Genomic DNA, 25,692 nt, shown 5'->3' on the forward strand with positions numbered 1-25,692 from the left:
CATGGCGTCACGCGTCACAGCACTCAAGCGGGGGGTGACCGGGCTCGCAGCACTGTGCCTGGGCGCCGGAATGATGGTGGTGGCCACTCCGGCCAACGCAGCCATCCCGGCCGGGCGGACCTCGTTCCCTGGTTCGGTCCCCAGTTTCGTCACTGCGGCCGCGGATGCGGGTCCGGCCGCCGACACCACCGTCGAGGGGGAGGTCTACCTGCCCCTGCGGGACTCCGTCGGTGCGCAGGCCTTTGCGACGGCGGTGTCAACGCCGGGGAACCGGCAGTACGGGGAGTACCTGAGCCCGAAGGCGTGGATCGCGAAGTACTCGCCCACCCAGGCCGACTTCGACGCGGTGAAGAAGTACCTCGTGGCCAGTGGTGAGACCATCTACGCCACCCCCGCCAGCCGGGAGTACATCGTGTTCCGTGGGCCGGCAGCCACCGTCGCCCCGGCCTTCGGGACGACCCTCCGCAACTACCGAGTGCAGGGCCAGGTCGTCTCCGCCCCTTCGAGTGCGCCGACGCTGCCGGCCTCCATCGCGTCCAAGGTCCAGGGGATGAGCCTCGGTGACTCCCGTGTCCGGCTGACCAGGCCGACGACGGTCAGCTCGGGCTCCGCGCCGACGGCGAAACTGAAGACAGCAACCGGCATCAGCGCGCACACCGCAGGAAAGGCCGCCCCGGCCGCCGACTCGACCAGCTGCAGCGACTTCTACGGCGAGTACACGCACTCGGTACCGTCGATCTTCGGCCATACCGTGGCTCCCACCGACCTCTGCGGCTACCTGCCCTCCCAGTTGCGCCAATCGGCGGGCATCAACAAGCTGATCAATGCCGGCTACGACGGTTCCGGCCAGACGGTTGCCATCGTCGACGCCTACGCCTCACCGACCATCCTGCAGGACACCAACGACTACATGGTGGCGGCCGGGGCTCCCATCCTCACCAAGTTCTCGCAGCTGAAGCCCGGTACGTTCCAGGACGAGGAAGCATGTGGCTTCCCCTCCGGCTGGCAGGGCGAGGAAACGCTGGACGTGGAGTCCGCACATTCGATCGCGCCGGGCGCTGCGATCCTGTACTCGGGCGGCTTCAACTGCGCCGGAGGGATCGACATCGCTCTATCCAAGATCCTGGACAGCAAGCTGGCAACCATCGTCAGCAACAGCTACGGCTACGGCGCCGAAGCCCTGGTGGCGGACAGTACGATCACCCACATTCAGGACACCGGCGTGCAGGCCGCAGGCGAGGGCATCGGGCTCTACTACTCCACCGGCGACAGCGGTGACGAGTCCGCATCCACCGGATACGCCAGCCCGGACCCGATCTCCAGCTTTGCGACCGCGGTCGGTGGCACGAGCCTGGGGATCGATGCCCGTGGCAACAACGTACTGCAGACCGGCTGGGGTGACGCGAGAGACATCTTCGTCAACGGTGTCTACCAGGCGCCGGTTCCTGGTCCGTTCTACGCAGGTGCCGGAGGCGGCGTCAGCGAAACCATCGGTCAGCCCGCGTACCAGAAGGGGGTCGTGCCGAAGAAGTTCTCGACCGACAGCACCGGACAGGCCGGTCGCACCCAGCCGGACGTCTCAGATCTCGCCGATCCGTACACGGGGTTCCAGTTCGGTATTCGCCCGATCATCAACGAGGAAACCCTGGCGACGGGACCGTTGGAGTTCAGCTCCATCGGCGGTACCAGCCTCGCCTCGCCGTTGGTGGCAGCGAAGATGGCATTGCTCCAGCAGGTCGCCGGTCGCACCATCGGCTTCGCGAACCCGGCGCTCTACATGGCCGCCAAGGCCAGCCCGAAGACGTTCAACGACGTGCTGGCACCCAAGCCGACCGCGATCCTGTACTTCAAGCGGCCGAGCACCGGCGCCGATGTCACGATCAGCCTGAACCAGGACACCTCGCTGGTCACCACGAAGGGCTATGACACCGTCACCGGTATCGGCACCCTGAACCTTCCTGCGATGGCCGCGGCTCTGATGGGTCGCTGACCCGAAGCCGGCTCTTCGAAAGCATCACGCCTCACGCAACGAACGACCTCGGCCGGATCCCGCAACGGGATCCGGCCGAGGCCGTTGTGCCTCGGGCTACCGGCCACGGACGGCCCACTAGGGTGGAGTGATGCAGCAGTACTTGGATCTGATGGATCGCATCCTGACCACCGGCAGCGACAAGCAGGACCGGACGGGGACCGGGACGCGGAGCATCTTCGGTCATCAGATGCGGTTCGACCTGTCCGAAGGTTTCCCGCTGGTCACCACCAAGAAGATCCACCTGAGGTCGGTGGTCGTCGAGTTGCTGTGGTTCCTGCAGGGATCGACCAACGTCCGTTGGCTGCAGGACCGCGGGGTCAGCATCTGGGACGAGTGGGCCGACGCCGAAGGCGAGCTGGGTCCGGTCTACGGGCACCAGTGGCGGTCGTGGCCGGCACCCGACGGACGGCACATCGACCAGATCGCCGCGGTCGTCGAGTCGCTGCGGACCAACCCGGATTCGCGCCGTCACATCGTGTCCGCCTGGAACGTCGCGGAGGTCGGCGAGATGGCACTTCCGCCGTGCCACACCATGTTCCAGTTCTACGTGGCGGACGGTCGGCTTTCCTGCCAGCTCTACCAGCGGTCGGCCGACGTCTTCCTGGGCGTGCCGTTCAACATCGCCTCCTATGCACTCCTGACGGAGATGGTGGCCAAGGTGGTCGGCCTGGTGCCGGGCGATTTCGTCCACACCCTGGGCGACGCCCACCTGTACTCCAACCACTTCGAGCAGGCACGGCTCCAGCTCACCCGCACCCCCCGCCCGCTGCCGCGGTTGACGCTCGCCGACGGGATCAGCGATCTGGACGGTTTCGAATACGCCGACATCACCGTCGACGCCTACGACCCGTACCCCGGGATCAAGGCCCCGATCGCCGTATGAGAACACCATGATCACTTTGATTGCCTCGGTTGCCGAGAATGGGACCATCGGTGCCGACGGCGATCTCGCGTGGCGGAACTCGGACGACCTGCGGCGGTTCAGGAACCTGACCATGGGACACCCGATCCTGATGGGGCGCCGCACCTTCGACTCGATCGGGCGGGCGCTGCCCGGCCGTCGCACGATCGTGATGACCCGATCGACGGACTGGTCGGCAGCCGGCGTCGAGGTCGTGCATTCGGTACAAGACGGCCTGGACCTGGTGGCGGGCGAGGAAGCCTTCGTCATCGGTGGGGGTGAGGTCTACGCGCAGACGATCTCTGTGGCCGGCCGTCTCGAGATCACCCACATCGAACTGGATCTGCCCGGTGACACCCGCTTTCCGGCGATCGCCCCGGCGGACTTCGAGCGGATCCGCGTCGATCACCGCGACGGATTCAGCTTCGTCACCTACCGCCGCCGGCCGACTCCGGTCGCCGACCTGTCGGCCCTGCTGTCCGCGCTCGAACCGGAGCTGCACCGCGGCGAGTACGTGTACTGCACCGTCGAGAAGGTGCCGGCCGGCACAGATCCGGTGGTGGTGGTCGCCGAGTCCGAAGGGATCACCCTGGTGCTGCCCGCCGAGCAGGCGGAGCAGGCCGGCCTGGCCGGCATCTTCCCCTGCTCGTGGATCACCCTGCGGGTGCCGTCCGCCCTGCACGCCGTCGGGCTGACGGCGGCCGTGGCCGGTGCGCTCACCCGGGATGGCATCTCCTGCAACATCATTGCGGGCTACCACCACGACCACCTGTTCGTGCCGACCGACCGTGCGGACGACACCCTCGCCGCGCTGGCTGCGCTCTCGCACACCCAGGTCTGACGCAGAGGCGTTCAGCCGCCGGCCAGGTCTGACGCAGAGGCGTTCAGCCGCCGGCCAGGTCTGACGCACGGCCGTCAGTCGCGGGCCAGGTGCAACGAGGCCGTCAGCCGCGGGCCATCCGCCGGATCGCCAGCTCGGCCAGGAGTAGGGCGGCGTCGGGGAGCACCGAGTCGTCGAAGGCGGCCAGCGGTGAGTGGTTGGACGGCGCCGTGTCGAAGCCGTCGATGGTCGCCGCGCCGAGGAAGAGGTAGGCGCCGGGGACGTTCTCGAGCACCCGGGAGAAGTCCTCCGAACCCGACAGCGGATCCGGCATCTCCTGGAAGCGGTCGGCGCCAAACAGGTCGGCCGCCGTGGCCGCGACGAACTCGTACTCGTCTTCGTCGTTGACCGTCACCGGGTACTCGCCGACGAACGTCACCTCGGCGGTGAGACCGTGCGCGGCGGCGATGCCCTCGCACAACAGCACCGCCTTGTGCGCGACCGCGGAGGCGGCTTCCGCCGAGAAACTGCGCACCGTCGCATCGAACACGGCGTCGTCGGGGATGATGTTGCGTTTCGTCCCCGCGTGGAACGACCCGATGGTGATGACCACCGGATCGAAGATGTTGAACTGCCGGGTGACCATCGTCTGCAGGGCGGTCACGATCTCGCAGGCCACCGGGATCGGATCCTGACCCTTGTGGGGTGATGAGCCGTGGGTGCCGGCCCCGACCACCTTGACCTCGAGGCCGGCGGAGGCGGCCATCAGAGTGCCGGGACGCGCGGCGAAGACCCGATTCGGGAACCAGGAGGAGAAGACGTGCAGGCCGTAGGCCGCGTCGATCCCCCGCCCGGCGGCGGCCAGCAGGCCCTCGTCGATCATCCGGCCGGCACCGTCGTGCCCTTCCTCCCCCGGCTGGAACATGAAGAAAACGTCGCCGTGCAGCTCCTCGCGGTGGGCGGCGAGCAGCCGGACGGCGCCGATCAGACCGGCCATGTGCAGGTCGTGGCCGCAGGCGTGCATCGCGGCAGCGTGGGGCGAGTCCACGGCGGGCGCGAACGGCACACCGGTTCTCTCCACCACCGGTAGCGCGTCCATGTCGCCGCGCAGCAGGACCAGCGGGCCCGGATGGCCACCGCGAAGCACTGCGATGATGGAGGTGAGGCCCTTACCGGTGCTGATCTCCAGGCCGAGGCCGGCCAGTTCCTCGAGTAGCACTGCTTGCGTGACGGGCAGATCGAGCCCCACCTCGGGGCACGCATGCAAGCGTCGGCGCAGAGCAACCAGGTCGTCGGTCAGGGCAGATGCTTCGGTCACGAGATCCATGACCCGACCCTACGACGGACGGCTTCCTGACCTGACGACGGATGGCTTTCCGGCCTGATGCATCCGTCAGGCGACGGACGCTTCGGGCCGTCCCGCACCGTAGGGCAGCACGATCCGCAGGGAAGTCTCGATCCCGGACCGGTGGTCCGCGCCGCTTCCCATACCGCGCTTCGACGAGTTCTCGATGACGCGACTCTTTGCCGCGGCAATGCGAGAGTCAGTCCGGAGGTTCTGACTGACGGTGTCGAGCACGTCGGACATCTGCAGATCCAGTGCGTCACAGATCGACGCCAGCAATTCGCTCGACGCCTCCTTGCGTCCCCGCTCGACCTCGGAGAGGTAGCCCAACGACACATTGGCCGCTGTGGACACGTCTCTCAAAGTCCGGTTCTGGCTGTTTCGTGCATCGCGAAGGGTTTCCCCCAGAGCATCACGAAGCAACATGTCGCACCTCCTCCCACTGATCGTTGTCCGCTCGGACGACCCGTTCTGTCGTGGCAGTCGTCCATGGACCACCCATTCGGCACCAGCACCAGGAACATGTCGCGCGATGCTCCGGGTGACTTCAAACTACTCCGAGACACCGGCGGGACTCATCAGGTTCTCGTTCGCTGTAGTAAAAAACGTCCGCCGACGCGTAAATGTTCCGTGGGCAATGGGTTGCCGGTGTGTAACCCTGCAGGTCGGAGCATCGGGCCAGGTCAGCTGCGTGCGACCAGTTCTGTCAGGAGATCCACAGCCCCCCGCACCGCGTCGTTCCGGATCCGTTCGCGTCCGGACGGAAGGGAGTGAGCAGTCTGCGGTGTGCGTGGGTGGGCGCCGAGCGTACCCGGCGAGCCACTGACCAGATGGTGCCCGGACTCCCCTACCAGCGCGACGAACCAGGTGCCGACCGGCACCCCGTGCTGCGGATCCGGCCCGGCGACCCCGGTGAGCCCGAGGCCGACCGTCGCGCCGCACACGGAGCGGACCCCCTGCGCCAACTGGATCGCCACCTCCGGGTCGACCGGGCCACGGGCGGCCAACAGATCGGCATCGACGCCGGCCAGCTGGTGCTTCAGTTCGGTGGCGTAGACGACCAGACCACCGCGGACGACGGCCGAGGAACCGGGCACCTCCGTCAGGAGTGCGCAGAGCAGGCCTCCGGTGAGTGACTCGGCACCGGCGACGGTGATTCGCAGGCGGGCCAGGTCGGCCACGAGCGCCGGCAGCCGGCCGGGCGCGAGGCCGACCAGTTGTGCCAGCGCCCCTTCGGACGTCACCGTCCGGATCGACCCGGGGTGGTGTTGTTCGCTGCGGCGGAGGAGCCGCCGGCTTCGGGGTTCCGCGACCGCGAGACCAGGGCCGCGGCCCGGATCACGTAGTCGATGCCGGTGGCGATCGTCAGGGCGACAGCCGCCACCATGAGGGTGACGCCGATCCAGTGCAGCGCCGCCGGCAGCGGGAGGATGTAGAGCCCGATGGCGAGGATCTGGATCAACGTCTTGGCCTTGCCACCCGGACTCGCCGCGATGACCCCGTAGCGGAGCACCGCGAACCGGAGCAGGGTGATACCGATCTCCCGGACCAGGATCACCACGGTGATCCACCAGGCGAGATCGTTCAGCATCGAGAGGCCGACCAGGGCCGAGCCGGTCAGGGCCTTGTCGGCCATCGGATCGGCGATCTTGCCGAAGTCGGTGACCTGGCCCCGTTTGCGGGCGATGTGACCGTCGAAACGATCGGTGATCGCAGCCACCGCGAAGATCGACCATGCCAGCCAGCGGAACGACGTCTGGTGGCCACCGCCGGCGAACAGCGCGAACAGGAACACGGGCACGAGGACCAGCCGCAGCACAGTCAGCGCGTTGGGGAGATTGACCAACGAGACCCGCGGCTGCTCGGTCATGCGTTCGCGCCGCTCGATACTTGATCCTGGCTCTTCGCGCAGGCGCTCATCGCTCACTCGCTCCGCTGTGTGCCAGTCGGCTCGACCCAGCCGCGCTGCGATGCTCCGTCATGTCGATGCCGCCGGCGGGGCGCGGGGCCGGCAGGACCTCGATGACGTCGGCGATGAGGTCGATCCCGTCGGTGCCGACCACGGTGGCGCGGACGAGATCACCCAGCAGCACTCCGGCGGCGTCCCGCAGGGTGGTGCTGCCGTCGACCTCGGGCGCCTGGTGCTCGCCGCGGCCGACGACGCCGTCGGACAGATCGTCGACCAACACGGTGATCGTGGTCCCGATCCGGTCCTCGGCACGCTGGGAGGTGAGCTCCTCGACCAGCGACGTGATCCGTTCGACCCGTTCGTCGATCTCGTCCTGGTCGATCTTGCCGGGCAGGGCGAGCGCGGCCGTTCCGTCTTCGTCCGAATATCCGAACACACCGACGGCATCCATCCGGGCGCCGACCAGGAACTCCTCGAGTTCGGTCAGTTCCGCCGCCGTCTCCCCCGGGAAACCGACGATCACGTTGGAGCGGATGCCGGCTTCGGGCGCTGCGGCGCGGATCTGCGCGGTGAGGGCGAGGAAGGAGTCGCGCGACCCGAATCGCTTCATCCGCCGCAGCACCGTCTCCGACGCGTGCTGGAACGACATGTCGTAGTAGTCGGCGACGCCCTCGAGCCTGGCGATCGCGGAGACCAGCGAAGGTTTGGTCTCCGCGGGCTGGAGGTAGGACAACCGGACACGGACGATGCCCGGCACCGCGGTCAGCCCCTCGAGCAGGCTCTCCAGCAATGCGTCGCCCGGTAGGTCCTTCCCATAGGACGTGGAATTCTCGCTGACCAGCACGATCTCGCGGACACCCTGGCCGGCGAGCCATCCGGCCTCGGCCAGGATCTCGTCGGCGGGCCGGGAGACGAAGGAGCCGCGGAACGCCGGAATGGCGCAGAACGTGCACCGGCGATCACACCCGGACGCGATCTTGAGAGGTGCTACCGGGCCGCTGTGCAACAGCTTGCGGACCAGTACGGGACCGCTGGCCGGACCGGCGGTGTCGCGACCCGAGGGGCGGGCGCCGTGTCCGGGGACCGACACCCCACCGGCGGCAGCCGGTCGCGAGGCAGGTGAGATCGGCAGCAGGGTGCGACGGTCGACCGGGACATGGGACGTCGGCCGGTGCCCGTCCAGCACATCACCGAGCAGTTCGGCCAGGTCCGGATAGGAGTCGAAGCCCAGGACGGCGTCGGCCTCCGGGAGAGCCTGCGCCAGTTCCTTGCCGTACCGCTCCGCCAGACACCCCACGGCGACCACCTTGGCGCCGGTGTCGGCGGCGGCCAGCACGGTGTCGATGGAGTCCTTCTTGGCGCTCGCCACGAAGGCGCAGGTGTTGACCACGATGACATCGGCCGGATCCCCGTCGGCGACGAGTTCATACCCACTGCCCGCCAACCGGCCGGCGATCTCGGACGAATCCACCTCGTTCCGGGCGCAACCCATGGTGATCAGCGAGACGCGGGAGCCGGAGCGGGCGCCGTTGGTGTGCTCCGGAGACGTCGAAGGTGTCGACGTCGGGAGGGACGACAGATCGGGAACGGCAGACTCGGTGGACACGGCAGGCACCGCCCCAGAGTAGTCGCCACGCAGCGACCGGCCGGACCGCCGCGGCAGGTCGGAGTGCAGACCGCAGCGATTGGATAGTTATACCTTCGACTGGATACACTGGCGACGTGATCACGGTGCACCGAGCCAGAGCGGGCGACGTCAGGCGGATCAAGGAACTCGTCGACTACTACGCCGGGGCGATTCTGCTCGAGAAGACGCTCGCCAACCTGTTCGAGGACGTCACCGAATTCTGGGTGGCCGAGAAGGACGGCACGGTGAGTGCCTGCGGTGCCCTCCACGTGCTGTGGGAGGACCTGGGCGAGATCCGCACCGTCGCAACTGATCCCGGGTCGCGAGCCCGCGGCATCGGCCGCGCCGTCTGCGAGGAGATCATCGCCGAGGCACGCCGGATGGGCCTGACCAGGCTGTTCGTTCTGACCTTCGAGGTGTCGTTCTTCTCGGGCCTCGGATTCGAACCGATCGAGGAACTCGACCTGACACCGGAGGCCTTCGCCGAGCTGCGAAAATCCTACGATGCTGGCGTCGCGGAGTTCCTGGATCTTCCGTACGTCAAGCCGAACACCTTGGGCAACACCAGGATGCTCAAGCATCTGTGAGCCGCCCGGCTTTCAGAGGGCCGGGGCTCTCAGGCGGTGGGGGTTCGCTTGCCGGCGATCCGGGCCAGGGCCTCGGTCAGCAGGGCTTCGCCGTCCTCGTCGGTACGACGTTCCTTGACGTAGGCCAGGTGTGACTTGAACGGCTCGTTGCGCGGAGTCTCCGGCGGTGACTGCTGGTCGAGGCCGGCAGGAAGGCCGCAGCTGGGGCAGTCCCACGTCTCGGGCAGGTCGGCATCGATGGCGAACGACAGCCGGGTGGAGTGACCGTTCGAGCAGTAGAACTCGAGCCGGTGACGGGCCACCACCTCGCCGCGATGGGACTCACCGGACGGGCCGGCGCCCACCCGAGAGCCCCTGATCGGATTCCCCCCCGCCATGGGTCAGGCGCCGACCTTGATCAGAAGGCCGACACCGATGACCGAGATGACCCACACCGCTGACACGAACAGCGTCAGTCGGTCGAGGTTCTTCTCCACGACGGAGGATCCGGACAGCGAACTCTGCATGCTTCCGCCGAACAGCGACGACAGGCCTCCACCCTTGCCGCGGTGCAGCAGAATGAGCGCCATGAGCGCGATGCTGGTGATGATCAGGAGGATATCGAGGAACGTTCTCATGAGTGCCTAGCGTGCTCGGTGGTTCCGGACAGGTGATCGGGCGGCAGGGAGGAGCTGGCCGGGCGCAAGTCTAACCCGCGGAACCCTGATCAGCTGATGATGCCGACGGCATTGGCCGCCAGCGAGGCGAACTCGGTGCCGTCCAGCGAGGCGCCCCCGACCAGTGCACCGTCGACATCGGGCTGCCCGACGATCTCCCCGACGTTGCCCGACTTCACCGATCCGCCGTAGAGCACCCGGACGCCGGCGGCGAGTTCTGGCGAGTACTTCTTGGCCAGCGCGGCGCGGAGCGCACCGCAGACCTCCTGCGCGTCGGCAGGAGTCGCGACCCGGCCGGTCCCGATGGCCCAGACCGGCTCGTAGGCGATCACCAGACTGGCGGCCTGCTCGGCGGACACCGACACCAGGGCGGCATCCAGTTGGGCGGTCGCGTGCTCGACCTGGTTGCCGGCCTCGCGGACGTCGAGACCTTCGCCGACGCAGAGGATCGGGGTCAGCCCGTTGCGGTAGGCCGCGTCGACCTTGGTGGCGAGCAGTGCGTCGGTCTCGTGCGGCAGCTCGCGCCGCTCGGAGTGTCCGACCAGCACGTAGGTGCATCCGAGCTTGGCGAGCATGGTGCCGGAGACGTCACCGGTGTAGGCGCCGGAGTCCTGCGGCGAGAGATCCTGCGCGCCGTAGACCAACTGCAGCTTGTCGCCGTCGATCAGGGTCTGCACCGAACGGATGTCGGTGAACGGCGGGAAGACCGCCACCTCGACCCTGCTGTAGTACTTCTCCGGCAGCGTGAAGGCGATCTTCTGCACCAGGGCGATGGCCTCCAGGTGGTTGAGGTTCATCTTCCAGTTGCCGGCGATCAGCAGCTTGCGGCCGACCTGCTTGGTGGATGAGCTTGGCTTCGTCACAGCGTTCAGGCCTCCAGGACCGCGAGACCGGGCAACGTGGCGCCCTCCAGGAATTCCAGGGACGCACCGCCCCCGGTGGAGATGTGGGTGAATCCGGCTTCGTCGACGCCCAGCGTCCGGACCGCAGCGGCCGAATCGCCACCGCCGACCACCGAGAACGACGAACCGGCGGCGATCGCCTCGGCGACAGCCTTGGTACCGGCCGAGAAGGCCTCCATCTCGAAGACGCCGACCGGCCCGTTCCAGAACACGGTGGCGGCGGTGGAGATGACGGCGGCGAACGCCTGGCGGGTGGCCGGACCGATGTCGAGGCCCTGCCAGGCGGCGGGAATCGCGTCGGACGCGACGATCTCGGTGTTCGCGTCCGGGGCGAACGCATCCGCGATGACGAGGTCGGACGGGAGCACGATCTTGTCGCCGTAGGTGTCGAGCAGACCCTTGCAGGTGCCGATCTGGTCGGCTTGCAGCAGGGACGTCCCGACCTCGTGACCCTGGGCCGCGAGGAAGGTGTACGCCATGCCACCGCCGATCAGCAGCGAATCGACCTGGGGCAGCAGGGCGGTGATGACCCCCAGCTTGTCGGAGACCTTCGAGCCGCCGAGGACGACCACGTAGGGTCGTGCCGGTTCGACGGTGAGCTTGTGCAGCACCGCGGTCTCCTCGGAGACGAGGTAGCCGGCGTAGTGCGGCAGCAGCTGGGCGACGTCGTAGACGGACGCCTGCTTGCGGTGGACGACACCGAACCCATCCGAGACAAAGGCTGCGTCACCCCCGACGAGGTGCACGAGCGCCTTGGCCAGCTCGACCCGCTCGTCCTCGACCTTGGAGGTCTCGCGGGGATCGAACCGGACGTTCTCCAGCAGTGCGACCGATCCATCGGCCAGCGCGGCGACGGTGGCAGCGGCGGAGTCACCGACCAGGTCGGTGGCGAAGGCCACCGGGGCACCGAGGATCTCGGAGAGGCGGGTGGCGACCGGACCCAGCGAATAGCGGTCTTCCGGCGCGCCCTTCGGTCGGCCGAGGTGTGCGGTCACGACGACCTTGGCGCCCGCCGCGGTCAGCGCCTGCAGGGTCGGCACCGAGGCGCGGATCCGGCCGTCATCGGTGATGGTGGTGCCGTCCAGGGGGACGTTCAGATCCGATCGGACGAGCACCGTCCGGCCGGAAACGCCGATGGCGAGCAGGTCGTCGAGAGTTTGCACGAGTGTGGAGCTCCTTAGGCCGGGGTTGCCGGATCGGGAAATCTGGGGACGCACGGTGCGGTCCGGACGCGTCTGCGATCCGGACACAGCACGGGTGGTGCGGAGCGGGTGACCGCCCTGCACCACCCGTCAGATCAGGGTGGAGATCGTCGTCCTGGTCAGATCTTCGACGCGACGAGCGCGGTGAAGTCGGCCAGCCGGTTCGAGTAGCCCCACTCGTTGTCGTACCAGCCGACGATCTTCGCGAGATTGCCTTCCAAGACCAGCGTCAGCGGCGAGTCGAAGGTGACCGAGACCGGCGCGCCGACGATGTCGGAGGAGACGATCGGGTCGGTCGAGTACGCGATGTACGGCGCGAGCGGGCCCGAGGTGGACGCCGCCTTGAACGCGTCGTTGATGTCGTCGACGGTGACCGACTTGGACAGCTCGACCGTGAGGTCGGTGACCGAACCGTCCATCACCGGGACGCGCAGCGCGTATCCGTGCAGCTTGCCCTTGAGCTCCGGGAGCACCAGGGCGGTGGCCTTCGCTGCACCCGTCGAGGTCGGGATGATGTTCTGCGCGGCGGCGCGGGCGCGACGGAGATCCGAGTGCGGGAAGTCCAGGATGACCTGGTCGTTCGTGTACGCGTGGATCGTCGTCATCAGACCCTTGACGATGCCGAAGTTGTCGTTCAGCACCTTCGCCATCGGGGCCACGCAGTTCGTGGTGCAGGAGGCGTTCGACAGGATCGTCTGGCTGCCGTCGTAGGCGGAGTCGTTGACGCCCATGACGACCGTCAGGTCCTCACCGGTGGCCGGAGCCGAGATGATGACCTTCTTGGCCCCACCGGCAAGGTGCTTCGAAGCGCCGTCGGCCTTGGTGAAGTGGCCGGTCGACTCGATGACGATGTCGACGCCCAGATCGCCCCAGGGCAGGGCGCCAGGGTCGCGGTCGGACAGGACCTTGATGTCCTTGCCGCCGACGGTGATGACGCCTTCGCCCGCGGAAACCTCGTGCTTGAGCTTGCCGAGGATGGTGTCGTACTTGAGGAGGTGGGCAAGCGTCTTGGTGTCCGTCAGATCATTGACGGCGACGATCTCGACATCGTGGTCAAGCGAGTCGAGCGCCCGCCAGAAGTTGCGGCCAATTCGGCCAAATCCGTTCACTCCGACGCGCACAGTCACGTGTGTCAGCCCTTCTTCGTGTTTGCCCGGCCGTGTCCCGCTGACCCGTACCGGATCGATCAAGTGACACCGCCCACAGCGCCGGGGGCGACGGGCCTCACTGTATCGGCAGATCAGGTCCGGGAAGAAACCGGCCCCGAAACACCCCCGAAACATGCTGAGCCGCAACCCGTTCGCGCCGCCGCCCCGCTCGCTGCGCATACCGGACCTGCACCGCTCCCGCGCATATAGGACTGCGCTGCGCATACCGGACCTGCACCGCTCCCGCGCATACGGGACTGCGCTGCGCTTACAGGAGCTCCCGATGATGGGGTATTTGTCCGATTCGAGGGCCGTCCTGTATGCGCAGCCCCTGGGGTTCGGGCGGTTTGCGCAGCCCCTGGGGTTCGGGCGGTTTGCGCCGCCCCGGAGGGTCGGGCGGTTTGCGGAGGTCCGGGGTCGGGCGGTCTGCGCAGCCCCGGGGGTCGGGCGGTGTGCGCAGGCGGGTCAGGCGGGTCGGCTCAGCCGTCGAGCATGTCCGGAGTGACGGCCGACTCCGTGTCGGGGATGCCGTCGTCCTGGGCGCGCTTGTCGGCCATCGTGAGCAGACGGCGGATCCGGCCGGCGATGGCGTCCTTGGTCATCGGCGGATCGGCGAGCTGGCCCAGTTCTTCCAGCGAAGCCTGGCCGTGCGCGATGCGCAGCTTGCCGGCCTCCGACAGATGCGGAGGGGCGTCGGCGCCCAGGATGGCCAGCGCGCGCTCGACCCTGGCCTTCGCGGCCACCGCGGCCCGTGCGGACCGGCGCAGGTTGGCATCGTCGAAGTTGGCCAAACGGTTTGCGGTGGCCCGTACCTCGCGGCGCATCCGGCGCTCCTCCCAGGCCAGCACGGACGCGTGTGCCCCCAGCCTGGTGAGCAGGGCGGCGATCGCATCACCGTCACGGACGACGACCCGGTCGGCACCGCGGACCTCTCGCGCCTTGGAGGTGATGCCCATCCGTCGAGCCGCCCCGACCAGCGCATACGCAGCTTCAGGCCCCGGGCAGGTGACCTCGAGAGACGCGCTCCGACCCGGTTCGGTGAGCGATCCATGGGCCAGAAAGGCTCCTCGCCAAGCGGCTTCGGCGTCAGCGAGCGAACCGGCAACGATCTGGGCCGGGAGGCCGCGAACAGGGCGCCCGCGCTGATCGAGCAGGCCCGTCTGCCGAGCCAGCTGGTCGCCGCCGGCCACCACGCGCAGCACGAACCTGGTGGTCTTGCGGATACCGGATGCCGTGAGCACCTGCACCTCGGCGGTGTGGCCGTAGAGCTCCCCGATGTCCCGGCGGAGCCGCCGCGCCACCGCACCGGTGTCCAGCTCCGCCTCGACGATGACCCTCCCGGCCACGATGTGCAGGCCGCCTGCGAATCGCAGAACCGTGGACACCTCGGCCTTTCGCGCCGACACCTTTGCCACCGTCACCCGGCTGAGCTCATCCTTCACCGCGGCCGTCATCGCCATGCGGCGCCACTCCCCATCCGTCGTCGAGCCATGATCATGAGCTGGCTGTCCAGCCAGCTGGCTGCCCACCCGCAGTCCCGGTCGCGGACTGTTCGATCCAGAACTGCTGCTGGGTTTGGTAGAGACCGAGCGTTCATTCGTCTGCCGAGACAGCCTCTTCGTCTCTGGACTGTTCGAGCGGTGCGGTCCCTCCGTTGGCCAACATCATTCGCATCAGCACGAGTTCCACTGCGCCGGCCAGGGCGACGGGATCATGTCGCTCGGTACCGGGAATGGCAATGTCGGCCAGATCCATGCGAGCCCCGATCCGCTTCGACGCCGCCCGCAGCCGCCCCGGCAGGGCGACTGACTCCAGATCGGCGAGAACCGTGTCGATCCGGAAGTCCGGTGCGTGAGCAGAGAGTACGTCCAGGTGCTGCTCGGGCGAGAATCCTTCCGTTTCCCCTGGCTGTGGCGCAAGATTCAACACCACCAGACGGTGGGCCCGCGTCGAGATCAGGGCGTCAGCGATGTCGGGGAGCATCAGGTGCGGCAGCACACTTGTGAACCACGACCCAGGCCCCAGGATCACCAGGTCGGCGTCCTCGATGGCGGCGACGGCCTCCGGACAGCCCGGCGCCTCCGGCGGATCGAGCGTCACCGTGCGGACCCGGCCAGGAGTCGACGCCACGGCGACCTGGCCCCGGATCCGCCGCACCGCGGCCGAGTCGTCGTCCAGACCCTCCACCTCGGCGATGAGGTCCAGCGGCTGGCAGGACATCGGTAGCACCCGGCCCCTGGCGCCCAGTACGGCGCCCATCGCATCAAGGGCGGCGACGGTGTCACCCATCACCTGCGTCAACCCGACGAGCACGATGTTGCCCACCGGATGGCCGGTCAGCGCGCCCTCGCCGGCGAAACGGTGCTGGAACGTCTCGGCCCACAGTTGTGCCTCGGGACCAGGGGCGGCCAACGCGGCCAGTGCCATCCGTAGGTCGCCCGGCGGAACGACCCCTGGGACCTCCCGACGGAGCCGGCCGGAGGACCCGCCGTCATCGGCGACGGTGACCACCGCCGTGATCCGGGCATCCAGCCGACCGAGTGCCGACAGCATCGCGTGCAGACCATGACCGCCGCCGAGCGCGACGATCTTCGGCGCTGGCTGGTCGAACACGTTCCCCGTAGCGGTGGTCACTCCCGCCCCAGGTCCCGATGCACCACCTGCACGGAGAGATTGTCCGCGGCGAGCCTGGCACCGAGTTCTTCCGAGACGGCGACCGACCGGTGTTTGCCTCCGGTGCAACCGACGGCCAGCGTCAGGTAGCGCTTGCCCTCACGCTGGTATCCGCCGCTGATCAGCTTGAAGAGTTCGACGTAGCGCTCGAGGAACTCCCCTGCTCCTTCCTGCGACAACACGTATTTCGACACCGCTTCGTCCCGCCCGGTCTGGTCGCGCAGCTCGGGGATCCAGAACGGGTTGGGCAAAAAACGCATGTCGATCACCAGGTCGGCGTCGAGCGGGAGTCCGTATTTGTAGCCGAAGCTCAGCACCGTCAGCGAGGCGACCCGCGGCGCGACGGTGAACCCACGCTCTACCTGCTCGCGAAGCTGATGGACGGACAGGTCGGAGGTGTCGATGATGACGTCGGCCTCGTCCCGCAGGGCACCGAGCAAGGCACGCTCCGCTCTGATGCCATCGGCCAGTCGCCCCCCGCCCTGCAGTGGATGTTCACGACGGTTCGCCTCGAAGCGACGGATCAGGGAGGCGTCGGACGCCTCCAGGAAGAGCACCCGCGGCCGGTAGCCGTCGGCGTCGAGATCCTTGATCACGGACGCGAGATCCTCGGTGAACGCCCGGGATCTGACATCCAGAACGACAGCAATCCTGGTGAGGCCACCGCGAGCCCTGGCGCCGAGGTCGACCATGGTCGCGATGAGTTCCGGAGGCAGGTTGTCCACGACGAACCAGCCGAGGTCTTCCAGGCATTTCGCCGCCGTCGACCGCCCGGCGCCGGACAGGCCGGACACGATCGCCACCTCGATGCCGCTCTGGCTACCCGCTACGTCCTGGGTCTCTTCCACCAGTCACACCCTCTCGGACTCTTCGGATGCCGCTTCCAGCCGGTGATCAGTCTGCCCTGTCGGGGTGTGTTCGGACAGGCGCTCCCCGTTCAACGGCACGTCAGCCTTCGCCACGGTGTCGAGGCCCAGCACGGACGGATCGGCGGCTGCGGGCATCCCGGTCGGCGGTGGAGAGCCCTCTGCCGGGTCTGTCTGGTGCAGGGCGGCATGAACGGATTCCGCCGTCATGCGGCCGATGCCCTGGACTCCGGCGATCTGCTCGACGTCCGCCTTGCGCAGGGCGGCCAGCGACCCGAAGTGTTTGACGAGAGCGGTCCGTCTCGTCTGTCCCAGCCCGGCGACCCCGTCAAGGGCCGACTGCGTCATCGACTTCGACCGCTTGGCCCGGTGGTAGGTGATGGCGAACCGGTGCGCCTCGTCGCGGAGCCGCTGCAGCAGGTAGAGGGCCTCGCTCGTCCTGGGGAAGATGACCGGGTCGTCCTCGCCCGGCACCCAGACCTCCTCCAGACGCTTCGCCAGGCCACACACCGTCACGTCGGTGATCTGCAGGTCGGCGAGCACGGCCGCGGCTGCATTCACCTGAGGGGCACCGCCGTCGACCACCAGGAGTTGCGGCGGATAGGCGAACCGGCGGACCCGCCCGGTGTCGGGATCGATGCCGGCCGGACGCTCCGTTTCGGGGGTGGCAGCGGATCCGCTGGAATCCGCTGTGCCACCCGATCCTCCGGCGGAGCTATCGGCCGGGTCGGTGGAGACGAATTCGGCATCCAGGTCGTTGATTCGGCCGCTGACCCCGTGGGTGAACCGTCGGCGGACCACCTCGGCGATCGAGGCGACGTCGTCGCCGGGCTTCTCGCGGATGGCGAACCGTCGGTAGTCGCTCCGCTTCGGCAGCCCGTCCTCGAAGACCACCAGTGAGGCCACCACGTTGGTGCCCTGCACGTGCGAGATGTCGATGCACTCGATCCGCAGCGGTGCGGCGTCCATGCCCAGCGTCTCGGCCACTTCGACCAGCGCCGCCGACCTGGCCGTCAGGTCGCTCGCGCGTTTCAGCCGGTGCTGGGCGAGTGCCTCTGCGGCATTGCGCGTCACGGTCAGCGCGAGATCCTTCTTGTCGCCCCGCTGCGGGACGCGCAGGGAGACCCCAGCGCCCCGCAGGTCGGCGAGCCACTGGGTCAGCTCCTGGGCGTCCGACGGCACGGCCGGCACCAGGATCTCCTTCGGCACCGCCGTGGCGCCGTCGTCGGCGGCGCGGCCGCCGTAGAACTGGATCAGGAAGTTCTCGACGAGCCGACCCATGCCCTCGTCACTGCCGTTGTCCCGGTCGCTCGCCGTCTCTGCGTCCACGTCCACGATCCAGCCCCGCTGGCCCCGCACCCGGCCACCGCGGACGTGGAAGACCTGGACGGAGGCAAGCAGGTCGTCGGCTGCGATACCGATCACATCGGCATCGGTGCCGTCACCGAGCACGACCGCCTGCTTCTCCACCGCGCGGCGTAGGGCGCCGAGATCGTCCCGCAGCCGGGCGGCCTTCTCGAAGTCGAGTTCCTTGGCGGCCGCGCCCATCTCCCGCTCGAGCCGGCGGATCAGCGGATCGGCCTTGCCCGCCATGAAGTCGCAGAAGCTCTCGACGATCTCGCGGTGTTCCTCCTTCGACACCGCACCGGTGCAGGGAGCGGCGCATTTGCCGATGTAACCCAGCAGGCACGGGCGGCCAATCTGGGCAGACCGCTTGAACACGCCGGCCGAACAGGTCCGGGCCGGGAAGACCCGCAGCAGCAGGTCGAGGGTCTCCCGGATGGCCCACGCATGGGCGTATGGCCCGAAGTAGCGGACTCCCTTACGGTGCGGACCTCGCATGACCTGCAGGCGCGGGTACTCCTCCCCCAGGGTGACGGCCAGCTCCGGATACGACTTGTCGTCGCGATACCGCACGTTGAAGCGCGGATCGAACTCCTTGATCCAGTTGTATTCCAGCTGCAGGGCCTCGACCTCGGTCGACACCACCGTCCACTCGACCGATCCTGCTGTGGTGACCATCTGCGCTGTCCGTGGGTGGAGGCCCGACAGGTCCGAGAAGTAGGAGTTCAGCCGCGATCGAAGACTCTTGGCCTTGCCGACATAGATCACCCGTCCCGAGGAGTCGCGGAATTTGTAGACGCCCGGGGACTCGGGAATGGTCCCGACCGGGGGGCGGTAGGTCGACGGATCTGGCACAGCGCCGAGGGTAATCGGTTGCACCGACAGTTGACGCGGGCCGAAGGCTCGCCGGCAGGTATCGGCGGTGGTGTTGCTGGGTGGGAGTGGCTCCACCCCGTCCAGCGACGGCGGTGGCACGGAGAGACCCGAAGCCATGGCCCGGTGCGGGCCGGGGTTTCGAACGGGGGCCGTTGGTGAACCTCTCACCGGAGACAGCCACCCGCGGCGCGGCCGGTGGTTACTGTGTTCACGGCTCGTCCGGCGGTCGTCAGCGATCGATCGGAAGCGAGGCACTACCGCGCGTGCACCGGAAGACCGGAGCAGGAAGATTTGAGGAGTCCGATGGAAATCTGGCCAGGTACCGCCTACCCACTGGGGGCGACCTTCGACGGAACAGGAACCAACTTCGCACTCTTCAGCGAGGTCGCGGAGAAGGTGGAGCTCTGCCTGCTCGACGACGACGGCACCGAAACGCGGATCAGGATGCCGGAGACGGACGCCTACGTCTGGCACTGCTACCTGCCGACGGTCCAGCCCGGACAGAGCTACGGCTACCGCGTGCACGGCCCGTACGACCCGGCGAACGGGTTTCGCTGCAACCCGAACAAGTTGCTGCTCGATCCGTATGCGAAGTCGGTCACCGGCCAGGTCGACAGCCACCCTTCCGTTTTCTCCTACAACCTCGGTTTTCCCGATTCCAAGAACGACGACGATTCGGCGCCGCACACCATGCGGTCGGTCGTCATCAATCCGTTCTTCGACTGGACCGGTGACCGGATTTTGCGCATTCCCTACAACGAGAGCGTGATCTACGAAACGCACGTCAAGGGACTCACCCAACTGCACCCGGAAATCCCGGAGAGCCAGCGTGGCACCTACGCCGGTCTGGCCCACCCGGCCGTCATCGACCATTTGACCCGTTTGGGCGCAACGGCTGTCGAGCTGATGCCGGTGCACCAGTTCGTCCAGGACAGCACCCTCGTCGACCAGGGGCTGTCCAACTACTGGGGCTACAACACCATCGGCTTCTTCGCGCCGCACAACGCCTATTCCGCGTTCGGTGACCGCGGGCAGCAGGTGCAGGAATTCAAGGCGATGGTCAAGGCCCTGCACGCCGCAGGCATCGAGGTCATCCTCGACGTCGTCTACAACCACACCGCCGAGGGCAACCACTTCGGTCCGACGATCTCGTTCCGTGGCATCGACAATGCGGCCTACTACCGGCTGGTCGAGGACGACAGCCAGTACTACATGGACTACACCGGGACGGGAAACTCCTTCAACGTCAGGCATCCTCATTCGCTGCAGCTGATCATGGACTCGCTGCGCTACTGGGTGACCGAGATGCACGTCGACGGATTCCGGTTCGATCTCGCGGCCACCCTGGCGCGCGAGTTCTACGACGTCGACCGGCTGTCCACCTTCTTCGAACTCGTGCAGCAGGACCCGATCGTCTGCCAGGTGAAGTTGATCGCTGAGCCGTGGGACCTCGGGCCCGGCGGTTACCAGGTCGGCAACTTCCCCCCGCAGTGGACAGAATGGAATGGCAAGTACCGCGACACCGTTCGTGATTTCTGGCGTGGGGAGCCGGCCACCCTGGGCGAGTTCGCTTCCCGTCTCACCGGTTCGGCGGACCTGTACGAGACCTCGGGTCGGCGGCCGGTGGCGTCCATCAACTTCGTCATCGCCCATGACGGTTTCACCCTCAACGACCTGGTCTCCTACAACGAGAAGCACAACGAGGCCAACGGCGAGAACAACAACGACGGTGAATCCCACAACCGGTCGTGGAACTGCGGGACCGAGGGTCCGACGGACGATGCGAACATCGTGGCTCTCCGCGATCGTCAGCGTCGGAACATCCTGGCGACCCTCCTGCTGTCGCAGGGCGTTCCGATGATCGCCCACGGCGACGAATTGGGACGTACCCAGCACGGCAACAACAATGCCTATTGCCAGGATTCCGAGCTCAGTTGGATCCACTGGGAGAACGCCGATCTCGACCTGATCGAGTTCACGGCGTCGCTGACGCGGCTGCGCAAGCAGCACCCGACGTTCCGTCGCCGCCGGTTCTTCGACGGTCGCCCGGTGACCCGCGGCGAGGGCGAGCCGCTGCCGGACATCGTCTGGATCAATCCGAGTGGCTCGGTCATGGCCCCGGAGGACTGGGACTCCGGATTCGGTCGGTCGGTCGGGGTGTTCCTCAACGGCAACGGGATCCGGGGGATGGACCGACGCGGCGGCCGCGTCGTCGACGACTCGTTCCTGTTGCTGTTCAACGCCCACGACGAGGCTCTCGACTTCACCGCGCCGCCCGAGGAGTTCGCGCCGGCCTGGTCCTGCGTCGTCGATACCGCCGGGATGCCCGCGACGGCCGAGGCCACCAGGGCGGGCGAGTCGATCTCGGTGCCCGGCAAGGGGTTGATCGTGCTCCAGGCACTGGCCGAGAGCAGCCTTCCGGTGGCACGGACGGCTCCGGCCGCCGCCGTGCCGGCGGTTCCTCCGGTGCCGATGCCGACGGCGGACGCCGCCCAGGCCGAGCCGGTCGAGCAGAGCGTCGTCGCACCCTCGGATCCCGAACCGGCCGAGGCGCCCGCCAAGCCCAAGCGCCGCCGCGCGGCCACTCCGCGGAAGCCCGCGCAGCGCCCTGCGCCGAAACGTGGAAGTGACGACACGAATGACTGAACGAATTCCCGTTTCCACCTACCGATTGCAGGTGTCGCCGACGAACGGTCTCGACAAGGCGACTGCGGCGGTGCCCTACCTGGCCCGGCTCGGGGCCGACTGGGCCTACCTGTCCCCCATTCTCGAGTCGGAGCCCGGATCGGACCACGGCTACGACGTGGTGGACCACGGGCGCGTCGACGAGGCCCGCGGCGGTGAGTCGGCGCTCGTCGAATTCGCCGAGGCAGCTCACGATGCCGGCCTCGGTGTGCTGGTCGACATCGTCCCGAATCACGTGGGGGTCGCCACCCCGTCGCACTCGGTGTGGTGGTGGGACGTGTTGGCCAAGGGTCAGGAATCCGAGCACGCCAACGCTTTCGACATCGACTGGGATTTCGGTGGCGGGCGGCTTCGCCTGCCGATGCTCGGTGACGGCGCGGACGAACTCGACCATCTCGAGGTGGTCGGTGACGAGCTCCACTACTACGACCACCACTTCCCCATCGCCGCCGGCACTCTCGGTGGCACGGCGAAGCAGGTACACGACCGTCAGCACTACGAGCTGGTCAGCTTCCGGCGGGCCGATTCCGAACTGAACTATCGCCGGTTCTTCGCCGTCAGCACGCTGGCCGGGATCCGGGTGGAGCTGCCCGAGGTCTTCGCGGCGTCCCACGCCGAGATCAAGAAGTGGTTCGACCGCGGCTGGGTGGACGGCCTCCGCATCGACCATCCGGACGGGCTCGCCGACCCCGCCGGGTACCTGCGCGATCTCGAGAAACTGATCGGACAGCGTTATGTGCTGGTCGAGAAGATCCTCGAAGGCCCCGAGCGCTTGCCCGCCGACTGGAAATGCCATGGCACGACCGGTTATGACGCGTTGGCCGTCGTCGATCGGCTGTTCGTGGACCCGGCGGGCGAGTCGGTGCTCGACGATCTGGACGCCGAACTCCGTGGCGGCGTCCGGGTCGACTGGCATGCCATGATCGGCGGCACCAAACGCGCGGTGGCCGACGGGATCCTGAATTCGGAGGTCCTCCGATTGGCCCGTCTCGTCCCGGATCTCGACGGTGCCGCCGACGGGATCGCCGAGCTGCTCTCGTCATTCGACGTCTACCGCACCTATCTACCCGACGGGCAGCACGATCTCGATGTCGCCCTGGCCACGGCGAAGGCGCGGCGCCCGCTGCTCGCGCCTGTCCTGCAGGAGATCGCCGACCGGCTCCTGCAGGCCGACACCGAGTTCGCGACCAGGTTCCAGCAGACGTCGGGAATGGTGATGGCCAAGGGTGTGGAGGACAAGGCCTTCTACCGCTGGACGCGGCTCACCTCGCTCACCGAGGTCGGCGCCGAGCCGTCGGACTTCGCCATCGACCCGTTGACCTTTCACGCCATCCAGGCGGCACGGTTCAGTTCGACCCCGTACACCATGACCACGCTCTCCACGCATGACACCAAGCGCGGGGAGGACGTCCGGGCCCGGATTTCCGCGATTGCGGAGATCGGAGAGCAATGGGCCGAGTCGGTCCGCGGCTGGAACCGCCTCGCCCCGCTGGCCGACGGCCCCTTGGCGAACCTGCTCTGGCAGGCCGTCGTGGGCGCCTGGCCCCTCGACCGGGACCGTCTGCACGCCTACGCGGAGAAGGCTTCCCGAGAGGCCGGCAACTCCACGGAGTGGATCGACTCGGACGAGGAGTTCGAGAAGTCCATGCACCAGCTGGTCGACGCCGTCTTCGACGACGTCGAACTGCACGAGTCCATCGTCGCGACGGCAACGCGACTGACCGGCCCCGGCCGGGCGAACTCGTTGGGCGCCAAAGTGGTCCAGCTGCTTGGACCGGGCGTTCCCGATGTCTACCAGGGCACCGAGCTGTGGGAGGACTCGCTCGTCGATCCCGACAACCGGCGTCCGGTCGACCACACCATCGCCGACAACCTGCTGATGGACCTCGATGCCGGACTCCAGCCGCCGATCGACGACACCGGGGCGGCCAAGCTGCTCGTCGTGTCGCGGGCTCTCCGGCTGCGGCGCGACCGGCCGGAGCTGTTCAGCGGCTACACCCCGCTCGTCGGAGCCGGCCCGGCGGCCGATCACCTGGTGGCGTTCGACCGCGGCGGCGTGATCGCCGTCGTCACCCGGCTGTCGATCGGGCTCGCCGACCGGGGCGGATGGGCAACCACCCAGCTCACGCTCCCTCCGGGAACCTGGCGGAACGTGCTGCACGACAACAAGCCCGGTCCGCTGGCCGGCGGAGTCCGCGTTGCCGACCTGCTCGAGATCTATCCGGTGGCGATTCTGGTTCGGGAGGACTGAGTTGAGCAAGACATTCCAGCTGTGGGCGCCGAAGGCGTCGGCGGTCGTGCTGGTCGCCGACGGCGTCGACGTGAAGATGGACGCCGGTGACGGCGGCTGGTGGACCACCTCCGCCGCGCCGGACGACACCGCCCGCTACGGGTTTCGACTTGACGGCGCCGAGAAGGCCCTGCCCGACCCACGTTCCCGACGTCAACCCGACGGCGTCCACGAAGCGTCCGCGACCTTCGACCCGGGATCCTATGAGTGGCACGACGTCTCGTGGACGGGACGCCAACTCGCCGGCGGGCTCATCTACGAGTTGCACATCGGGACCTTCACCCCCGAGGGCACCTTCGCGGCGGCCATCGGCAAGCTCGACCACCTGGTGTCGCTCGGGGTGGACTTCGTCGAGGTCCTGCCCGTCAACGGGTTCAACGGCGTGCACAACTGGGGTTACGACGGGGTGCTCTGGTACACGGTGCACGAGATCTACGGGGGCCCGGCCGGATACCAGGCCTTCGTGGATGCCTGCCACCAGCGGGGTCTGGCCGTCATCCAGGACGTCGTCTACAACCACCTGGGTCCCAGCGGCAACTACCTCCCCGAGTTCGGTCCGTACCTGCACGAGGGACGGGCGAACACCTGGGGCTCCTCGATGAATCTGGATGGACCGGAGTCGGATCCGGTGCGCCGTTACATCATCGAGAACGCCCTGATGTGGCTCGACGACTACCACGTCGACGGGCTCCGGCTGGATGCCGTGCATGCGCTGGTCGACCACCGGGCAACCCACCTGCTGTCCGAGATGGCGGCCGAGGTGGACGCGCTGTCCGCCCACGTCGGCCGGCCGCTCACCCTCATCGCGGAATCGGATCTGAACGATCCGACCCTGATCACCTCCCGGGAAGCCGGCGGGTACGGGTTGACGGCGCAGTGGAGCGACGATTTCCACCACGTGCTGCACGTCGCACTGACGGGCGAGACCACCGGCTACTACTGCGACTTCGACTCGTTGGACGCGATGGCCAAGGTGCTGACCTCGGCCTTCTTCCACGACGGGACGTTCTCGAGTTTCCGCGGCCGACGACACGGCCGGCCGGTGAACACCGCCATCGTGCCGGGCTCGAAATTCGTCGTCTTCGCCCAGGACCACGACCAGATCGGGAACCGCGCGATCGGCGATCGGCTGACCCAGCAGTTGGACCAGCGGCAATTGGCCCTGGCAGCGGTTCTGCTCTTCACCAGCCCGTTCACGCCGATGCTGTTCATGGGCGAGGAGTGGGCGGCGTCCACGCCGTGGCAGTTCTTCACCTCGCACCCCGAGACCGAGCTCGGACGGTTGACGGCCGAGGGCCGGATCTCCGAATTCGCCGAGATGGGCTGGGACCCCGAGGTCGTCCCGGATCCCCAGCAGGAGAGCACCTTCCTGGATTCCAAGCTCGACTGGAGCGAGCCGGAGTCTGGCAACCACGCGGCGATGCTGAGCCTCTACCAGCAGCTCGCCGTCCTGCGCCGTGAGCAGTCCGACCTCACCGATCCACGCCTCGACCGGGTCGGCACGCAGCACGACTCGGACGCGCGCTGGCTGGTCCTGGCACGCGGTGACGTCCGGGTGCTCGTCAACTTCGCGGAGAAGGAGCAGGTGCTCCCGCTCCCCGGCGGGACGGGACCCGTGCTGTTCGCGACCGCCGACGGGATCGAACCGCAGTCCGACCTGGTCCGGCTGCCCCCCGTCTCCGCGGTGGTGATCGGCCGCTCCACGCAGTAGATCGCTGGCAGTCGATCGTCGACGAAGAATGCACAGCTTGCGCACAGTCGGTCACAGCTGGCGCTCAGCACTTCCACCGTCACGGACCAGTCAGCCGCCCTAGGTTCAGTGAGCCGGT

The 25,692-nt window shown here is 67.8% G+C and carries 21 protein-coding genes; 7 read left to right on the forward strand and 14 right to left on the reverse strand.

All coding sequences use genetic code 11. The features are described 5' to 3' along the window. Position 1: 1 nt before the first annotated feature. The 3 genes from ABIB25_RS15215 to ABIB25_RS15225 all read left to right on the forward strand — a co-directional run bounded on the left by ABIB25_RS15215 (position 2) and on the right by ABIB25_RS15225 (position 3,774). Complete coding sequence (locus tag ABIB25_RS15215) at positions 2 to 1,990, forward strand: S53 family peptidase (RefSeq protein ID WP_354529312.1); 1,989 nt, start codon at positions 2 to 4, stop codon at positions 1,988 to 1,990. A gap of 130 nt (positions 1,991 to 2,120) precedes the next feature. Beyond that, entirely contained in the window at positions 2,121 to 2,915 is a 795-nt protein-coding gene (locus tag ABIB25_RS15220; RefSeq protein WP_354529313.1) for a thymidylate synthase, read from the forward strand. A gap of 7 nt (positions 2,916 to 2,922) precedes the next feature. After that, on the forward strand, positions 2,923 to 3,774 hold the full coding sequence (locus tag ABIB25_RS15225) for a dihydrofolate reductase (RefSeq protein WP_354529314.1): 852 nt from the start codon (positions 2,923 to 2,925) through the stop codon (positions 3,772 to 3,774). A gap of 103 nt (positions 3,775 to 3,877) precedes the next feature. Here ABIB25_RS15225 and ABIB25_RS15230 read toward each other — a convergent pair whose 3' ends face one another. From ABIB25_RS15230 to rimO, 5 genes are all read right to left on the reverse strand, one after another. Beyond that, positions 3,878 to 5,080 carry a M20 metallopeptidase family protein gene (locus ABIB25_RS15230; protein WP_354529315.1) on the reverse strand — a complete coding sequence of 401 codons (1,203 nt, stop codon included), beginning with the start codon at positions 5,078 to 5,080 and terminating at the stop codon, positions 3,878 to 3,880. Between the two features lie 66 nt (positions 5,081 to 5,146). Then, positions 5,147 to 5,524 carry a helix-turn-helix domain-containing protein gene (locus ABIB25_RS15235; RefSeq protein WP_354529316.1) on the reverse strand — a complete coding sequence of 126 codons (378 nt, stop codon included), beginning with the start codon at positions 5,522 to 5,524 and terminating at the stop codon, positions 5,147 to 5,149. A gap of 257 nt (positions 5,525 to 5,781) precedes the next feature. Further along, positions 5,782 to 6,342, reverse strand: coding sequence for a CinA family protein (locus ABIB25_RS15240; protein WP_354529317.1), 561 nt, complete (start codon positions 6,340 to 6,342; stop codon positions 5,782 to 5,784). Further along, positions 6,339 to 6,968 (reverse strand): CDP-diacylglycerol--glycerol-3-phosphate 3-phosphatidyltransferase, encoded by a 630-nt coding sequence (pgsA, locus tag ABIB25_RS15245; protein WP_354529396.1) that lies wholly within the window; start codon positions 6,966 to 6,968, stop codon positions 6,339 to 6,341. The genes ABIB25_RS15240 and pgsA overlap by 4 nt, the downstream gene beginning before the upstream one ends. 46 nt (positions 6,969 to 7,014) lie before the next feature. After that, positions 7,015 to 8,499, reverse strand: coding sequence for a 30S ribosomal protein S12 methylthiotransferase RimO (gene rimO, locus ABIB25_RS15250; RefSeq protein WP_502919821.1), 1,485 nt, complete (start codon positions 8,497 to 8,499; stop codon positions 7,015 to 7,017). Positions 8,500 to 8,729: 230 nt separating this feature from the next. On the opposite strand from rimO, the gene ABIB25_RS15255 reads away from it, so the two are divergent. Next, positions 8,730 to 9,221 carry an amino-acid N-acetyltransferase gene (locus tag ABIB25_RS15255; protein ID WP_354529318.1) on the forward strand — a complete coding sequence of 164 codons (492 nt, stop codon included), beginning with the start codon at positions 8,730 to 8,732 and terminating at the stop codon, positions 9,219 to 9,221. A gap of 29 nt (positions 9,222 to 9,250) precedes the next feature. Here ABIB25_RS15255 and ABIB25_RS15260 read toward each other — a convergent pair whose 3' ends face one another. The 9 genes from ABIB25_RS15260 to uvrC form a co-directional block, all read right to left on the reverse strand. Next, on the reverse strand, positions 9,251 to 9,598 hold the full coding sequence (locus tag ABIB25_RS15260; protein WP_354529319.1) for an RNA polymerase-binding protein RbpA: 348 nt from the start codon (positions 9,596 to 9,598) through the stop codon (positions 9,251 to 9,253). Positions 9,599 to 9,601: 3 nt separating this feature from the next. After that, complete coding sequence (gene secG, locus ABIB25_RS15265; RefSeq protein WP_354529320.1) at positions 9,602 to 9,838, reverse strand: preprotein translocase subunit SecG; 237 nt, start codon at positions 9,836 to 9,838, stop codon at positions 9,602 to 9,604. 89 nt (positions 9,839 to 9,927) lie between these two features. Then, positions 9,928 to 10,740 carry a triose-phosphate isomerase gene (gene tpiA, locus ABIB25_RS15270; RefSeq protein WP_354529321.1) on the reverse strand — a complete coding sequence of 271 codons (813 nt, stop codon included), beginning with the start codon at positions 10,738 to 10,740 and terminating at the stop codon, positions 9,928 to 9,930. A 5-nt stretch (positions 10,741 to 10,745) separates the two neighbouring features. Then, on the reverse strand, positions 10,746 to 11,942 hold the full coding sequence (locus ABIB25_RS15275; RefSeq protein WP_354529322.1) for a phosphoglycerate kinase: 1,197 nt from the start codon (positions 11,940 to 11,942) through the stop codon (positions 10,746 to 10,748). A gap of 158 nt (positions 11,943 to 12,100) precedes the next feature. Further along, a complete protein-coding gene (gap, locus tag ABIB25_RS15280; RefSeq protein ID WP_354529323.1) occupies positions 12,101 to 13,108 on the reverse strand; it encodes a type I glyceraldehyde-3-phosphate dehydrogenase in 1,008 nt (335 codons plus the stop codon). Positions 13,109 to 13,608: 500 nt separating this feature from the next. Continuing rightward, complete coding sequence (whiA, locus tag ABIB25_RS15285) at positions 13,609 to 14,589, reverse strand: DNA-binding protein WhiA (protein ID WP_354529324.1); 981 nt, start codon at positions 14,587 to 14,589, stop codon at positions 13,609 to 13,611. A 133-nt stretch (positions 14,590 to 14,722) separates the two neighbouring features. Then, complete coding sequence (locus tag ABIB25_RS15290) at positions 14,723 to 15,763, reverse strand: gluconeogenesis factor YvcK family protein (RefSeq protein WP_354529325.1); 1,041 nt, start codon at positions 15,761 to 15,763, stop codon at positions 14,723 to 14,725. Then, on the reverse strand, positions 15,760 to 16,611 hold the full coding sequence (gene rapZ, locus ABIB25_RS15295; protein WP_354529398.1) for an RNase adapter RapZ: 852 nt from the start codon (positions 16,609 to 16,611) through the stop codon (positions 15,760 to 15,762). The genes ABIB25_RS15290 and rapZ overlap by 4 nt, the downstream gene beginning before the upstream one ends. Positions 16,612 to 16,653: 42 nt before the next feature. After that, complete coding sequence (gene uvrC, locus ABIB25_RS15300; RefSeq protein WP_354529326.1) at positions 16,654 to 18,867, reverse strand: excinuclease ABC subunit UvrC; 2,214 nt, start codon at positions 18,865 to 18,867, stop codon at positions 16,654 to 16,656. A gap of 324 nt (positions 18,868 to 19,191) precedes the next feature. Between uvrC and glgX the strand changes: the two genes are divergently transcribed. Genes glgX through treZ form a run of 3 tightly spaced genes read left to right on the forward strand, consistent with a single transcriptional unit; the run spans position 19,192 to position 25,574 of the window. Then, the gene (gene glgX, locus ABIB25_RS15305) at positions 19,192 to 21,534 is read left to right on the forward strand and encodes a glycogen debranching protein GlgX (RefSeq protein WP_354529327.1); all 2,343 of its coding nucleotides are present in this window, start codon (positions 19,192 to 19,194) and stop codon (positions 21,532 to 21,534) included. Next, positions 21,527 to 23,824: a malto-oligosyltrehalose synthase gene (gene treY, locus ABIB25_RS15310; protein WP_354529328.1), complete on the forward strand. Its 2,298-nt coding sequence runs from the start codon at positions 21,527 to 21,529 to the stop codon at positions 23,822 to 23,824. The genes glgX and treY overlap by 8 nt, the downstream gene beginning before the upstream one ends. 1 nt (position 23,825) lies before the next feature. Continuing rightward, positions 23,826 to 25,574, forward strand: coding sequence for a malto-oligosyltrehalose trehalohydrolase (gene treZ / locus ABIB25_RS15315; RefSeq protein ID WP_354529329.1), 1,749 nt, complete (start codon positions 23,826 to 23,828; stop codon positions 25,572 to 25,574). The last annotated feature ends 118 nt before the right edge of the window (positions 25,575 to 25,692 follow it).

The organism is Nakamurella sp. UYEF19 (genome assembly GCF_040546275.1).
In the GTDB taxonomy this organism is placed as follows: Bacteria; Actinomycetota; Actinomycetes; order Mycobacteriales; family Nakamurellaceae; genus Nakamurella.

Excerpts from the sequence above, each read along its gene's own strand:
- pgsA (WP_354529396.1), bottom strand. The coding sequence starts at position 6,968 with ATGACCGAGCAGCCGCGGGTCTCGTTGGTCAATCTCCCCAACGCGCTG.
- rimO (WP_502919821.1), bottom strand. The coding sequence starts at position 8,499 with ATGGGTTGCGCCCGGAACGAGGTGGATTCGTCCGAGATCGCCGGCCGG.
- ABIB25_RS15215 (WP_354529312.1), top strand. The coding sequence starts at position 2 with ATGGCGTCACGCGTCACAGCACTCAAGCGGGGGGTGACCGGGCTCGCA.
- ABIB25_RS15220 (WP_354529313.1), top strand. The coding sequence starts at position 2,121 with ATGCAGCAGTACTTGGATCTGATGGATCGCATCCTGACCACCGGCAGC.
- ABIB25_RS15230 (WP_354529315.1), bottom strand. The coding sequence starts at position 5,080 with ATGGATCTCGTGACCGAAGCATCTGCCCTGACCGACGACCTGGTTGCT.
- glgX (WP_354529327.1), top strand. The coding sequence starts at position 19,192 with ATGGAAATCTGGCCAGGTACCGCCTACCCACTGGGGGCGACCTTCGAC.
- treY (WP_354529328.1), top strand. The coding sequence starts at position 21,527 with ATGACTGAACGAATTCCCGTTTCCACCTACCGATTGCAGGTGTCGCCG.
- ABIB25_RS15235 (WP_354529316.1), bottom strand. The coding sequence starts at position 5,524 with ATGTTGCTTCGTGATGCTCTGGGGGAAACCCTTCGCGATGCACGAAAC.
- ABIB25_RS15225 (WP_354529314.1), top strand. The coding sequence starts at position 2,923 with ATGATCACTTTGATTGCCTCGGTTGCCGAGAATGGGACCATCGGTGCC.
- secG (WP_354529320.1), bottom strand. The coding sequence starts at position 9,838 with ATGAGAACGTTCCTCGATATCCTCCTGATCATCACCAGCATCGCGCTC.
- whiA (WP_354529324.1), bottom strand. The coding sequence starts at position 14,589 with ATGGCGATGACGGCCGCGGTGAAGGATGAGCTCAGCCGGGTGACGGTG.
- ABIB25_RS15260 (WP_354529319.1), bottom strand. The coding sequence starts at position 9,598 with ATGGCGGGGGGGAATCCGATCAGGGGCTCTCGGGTGGGCGCCGGCCCG.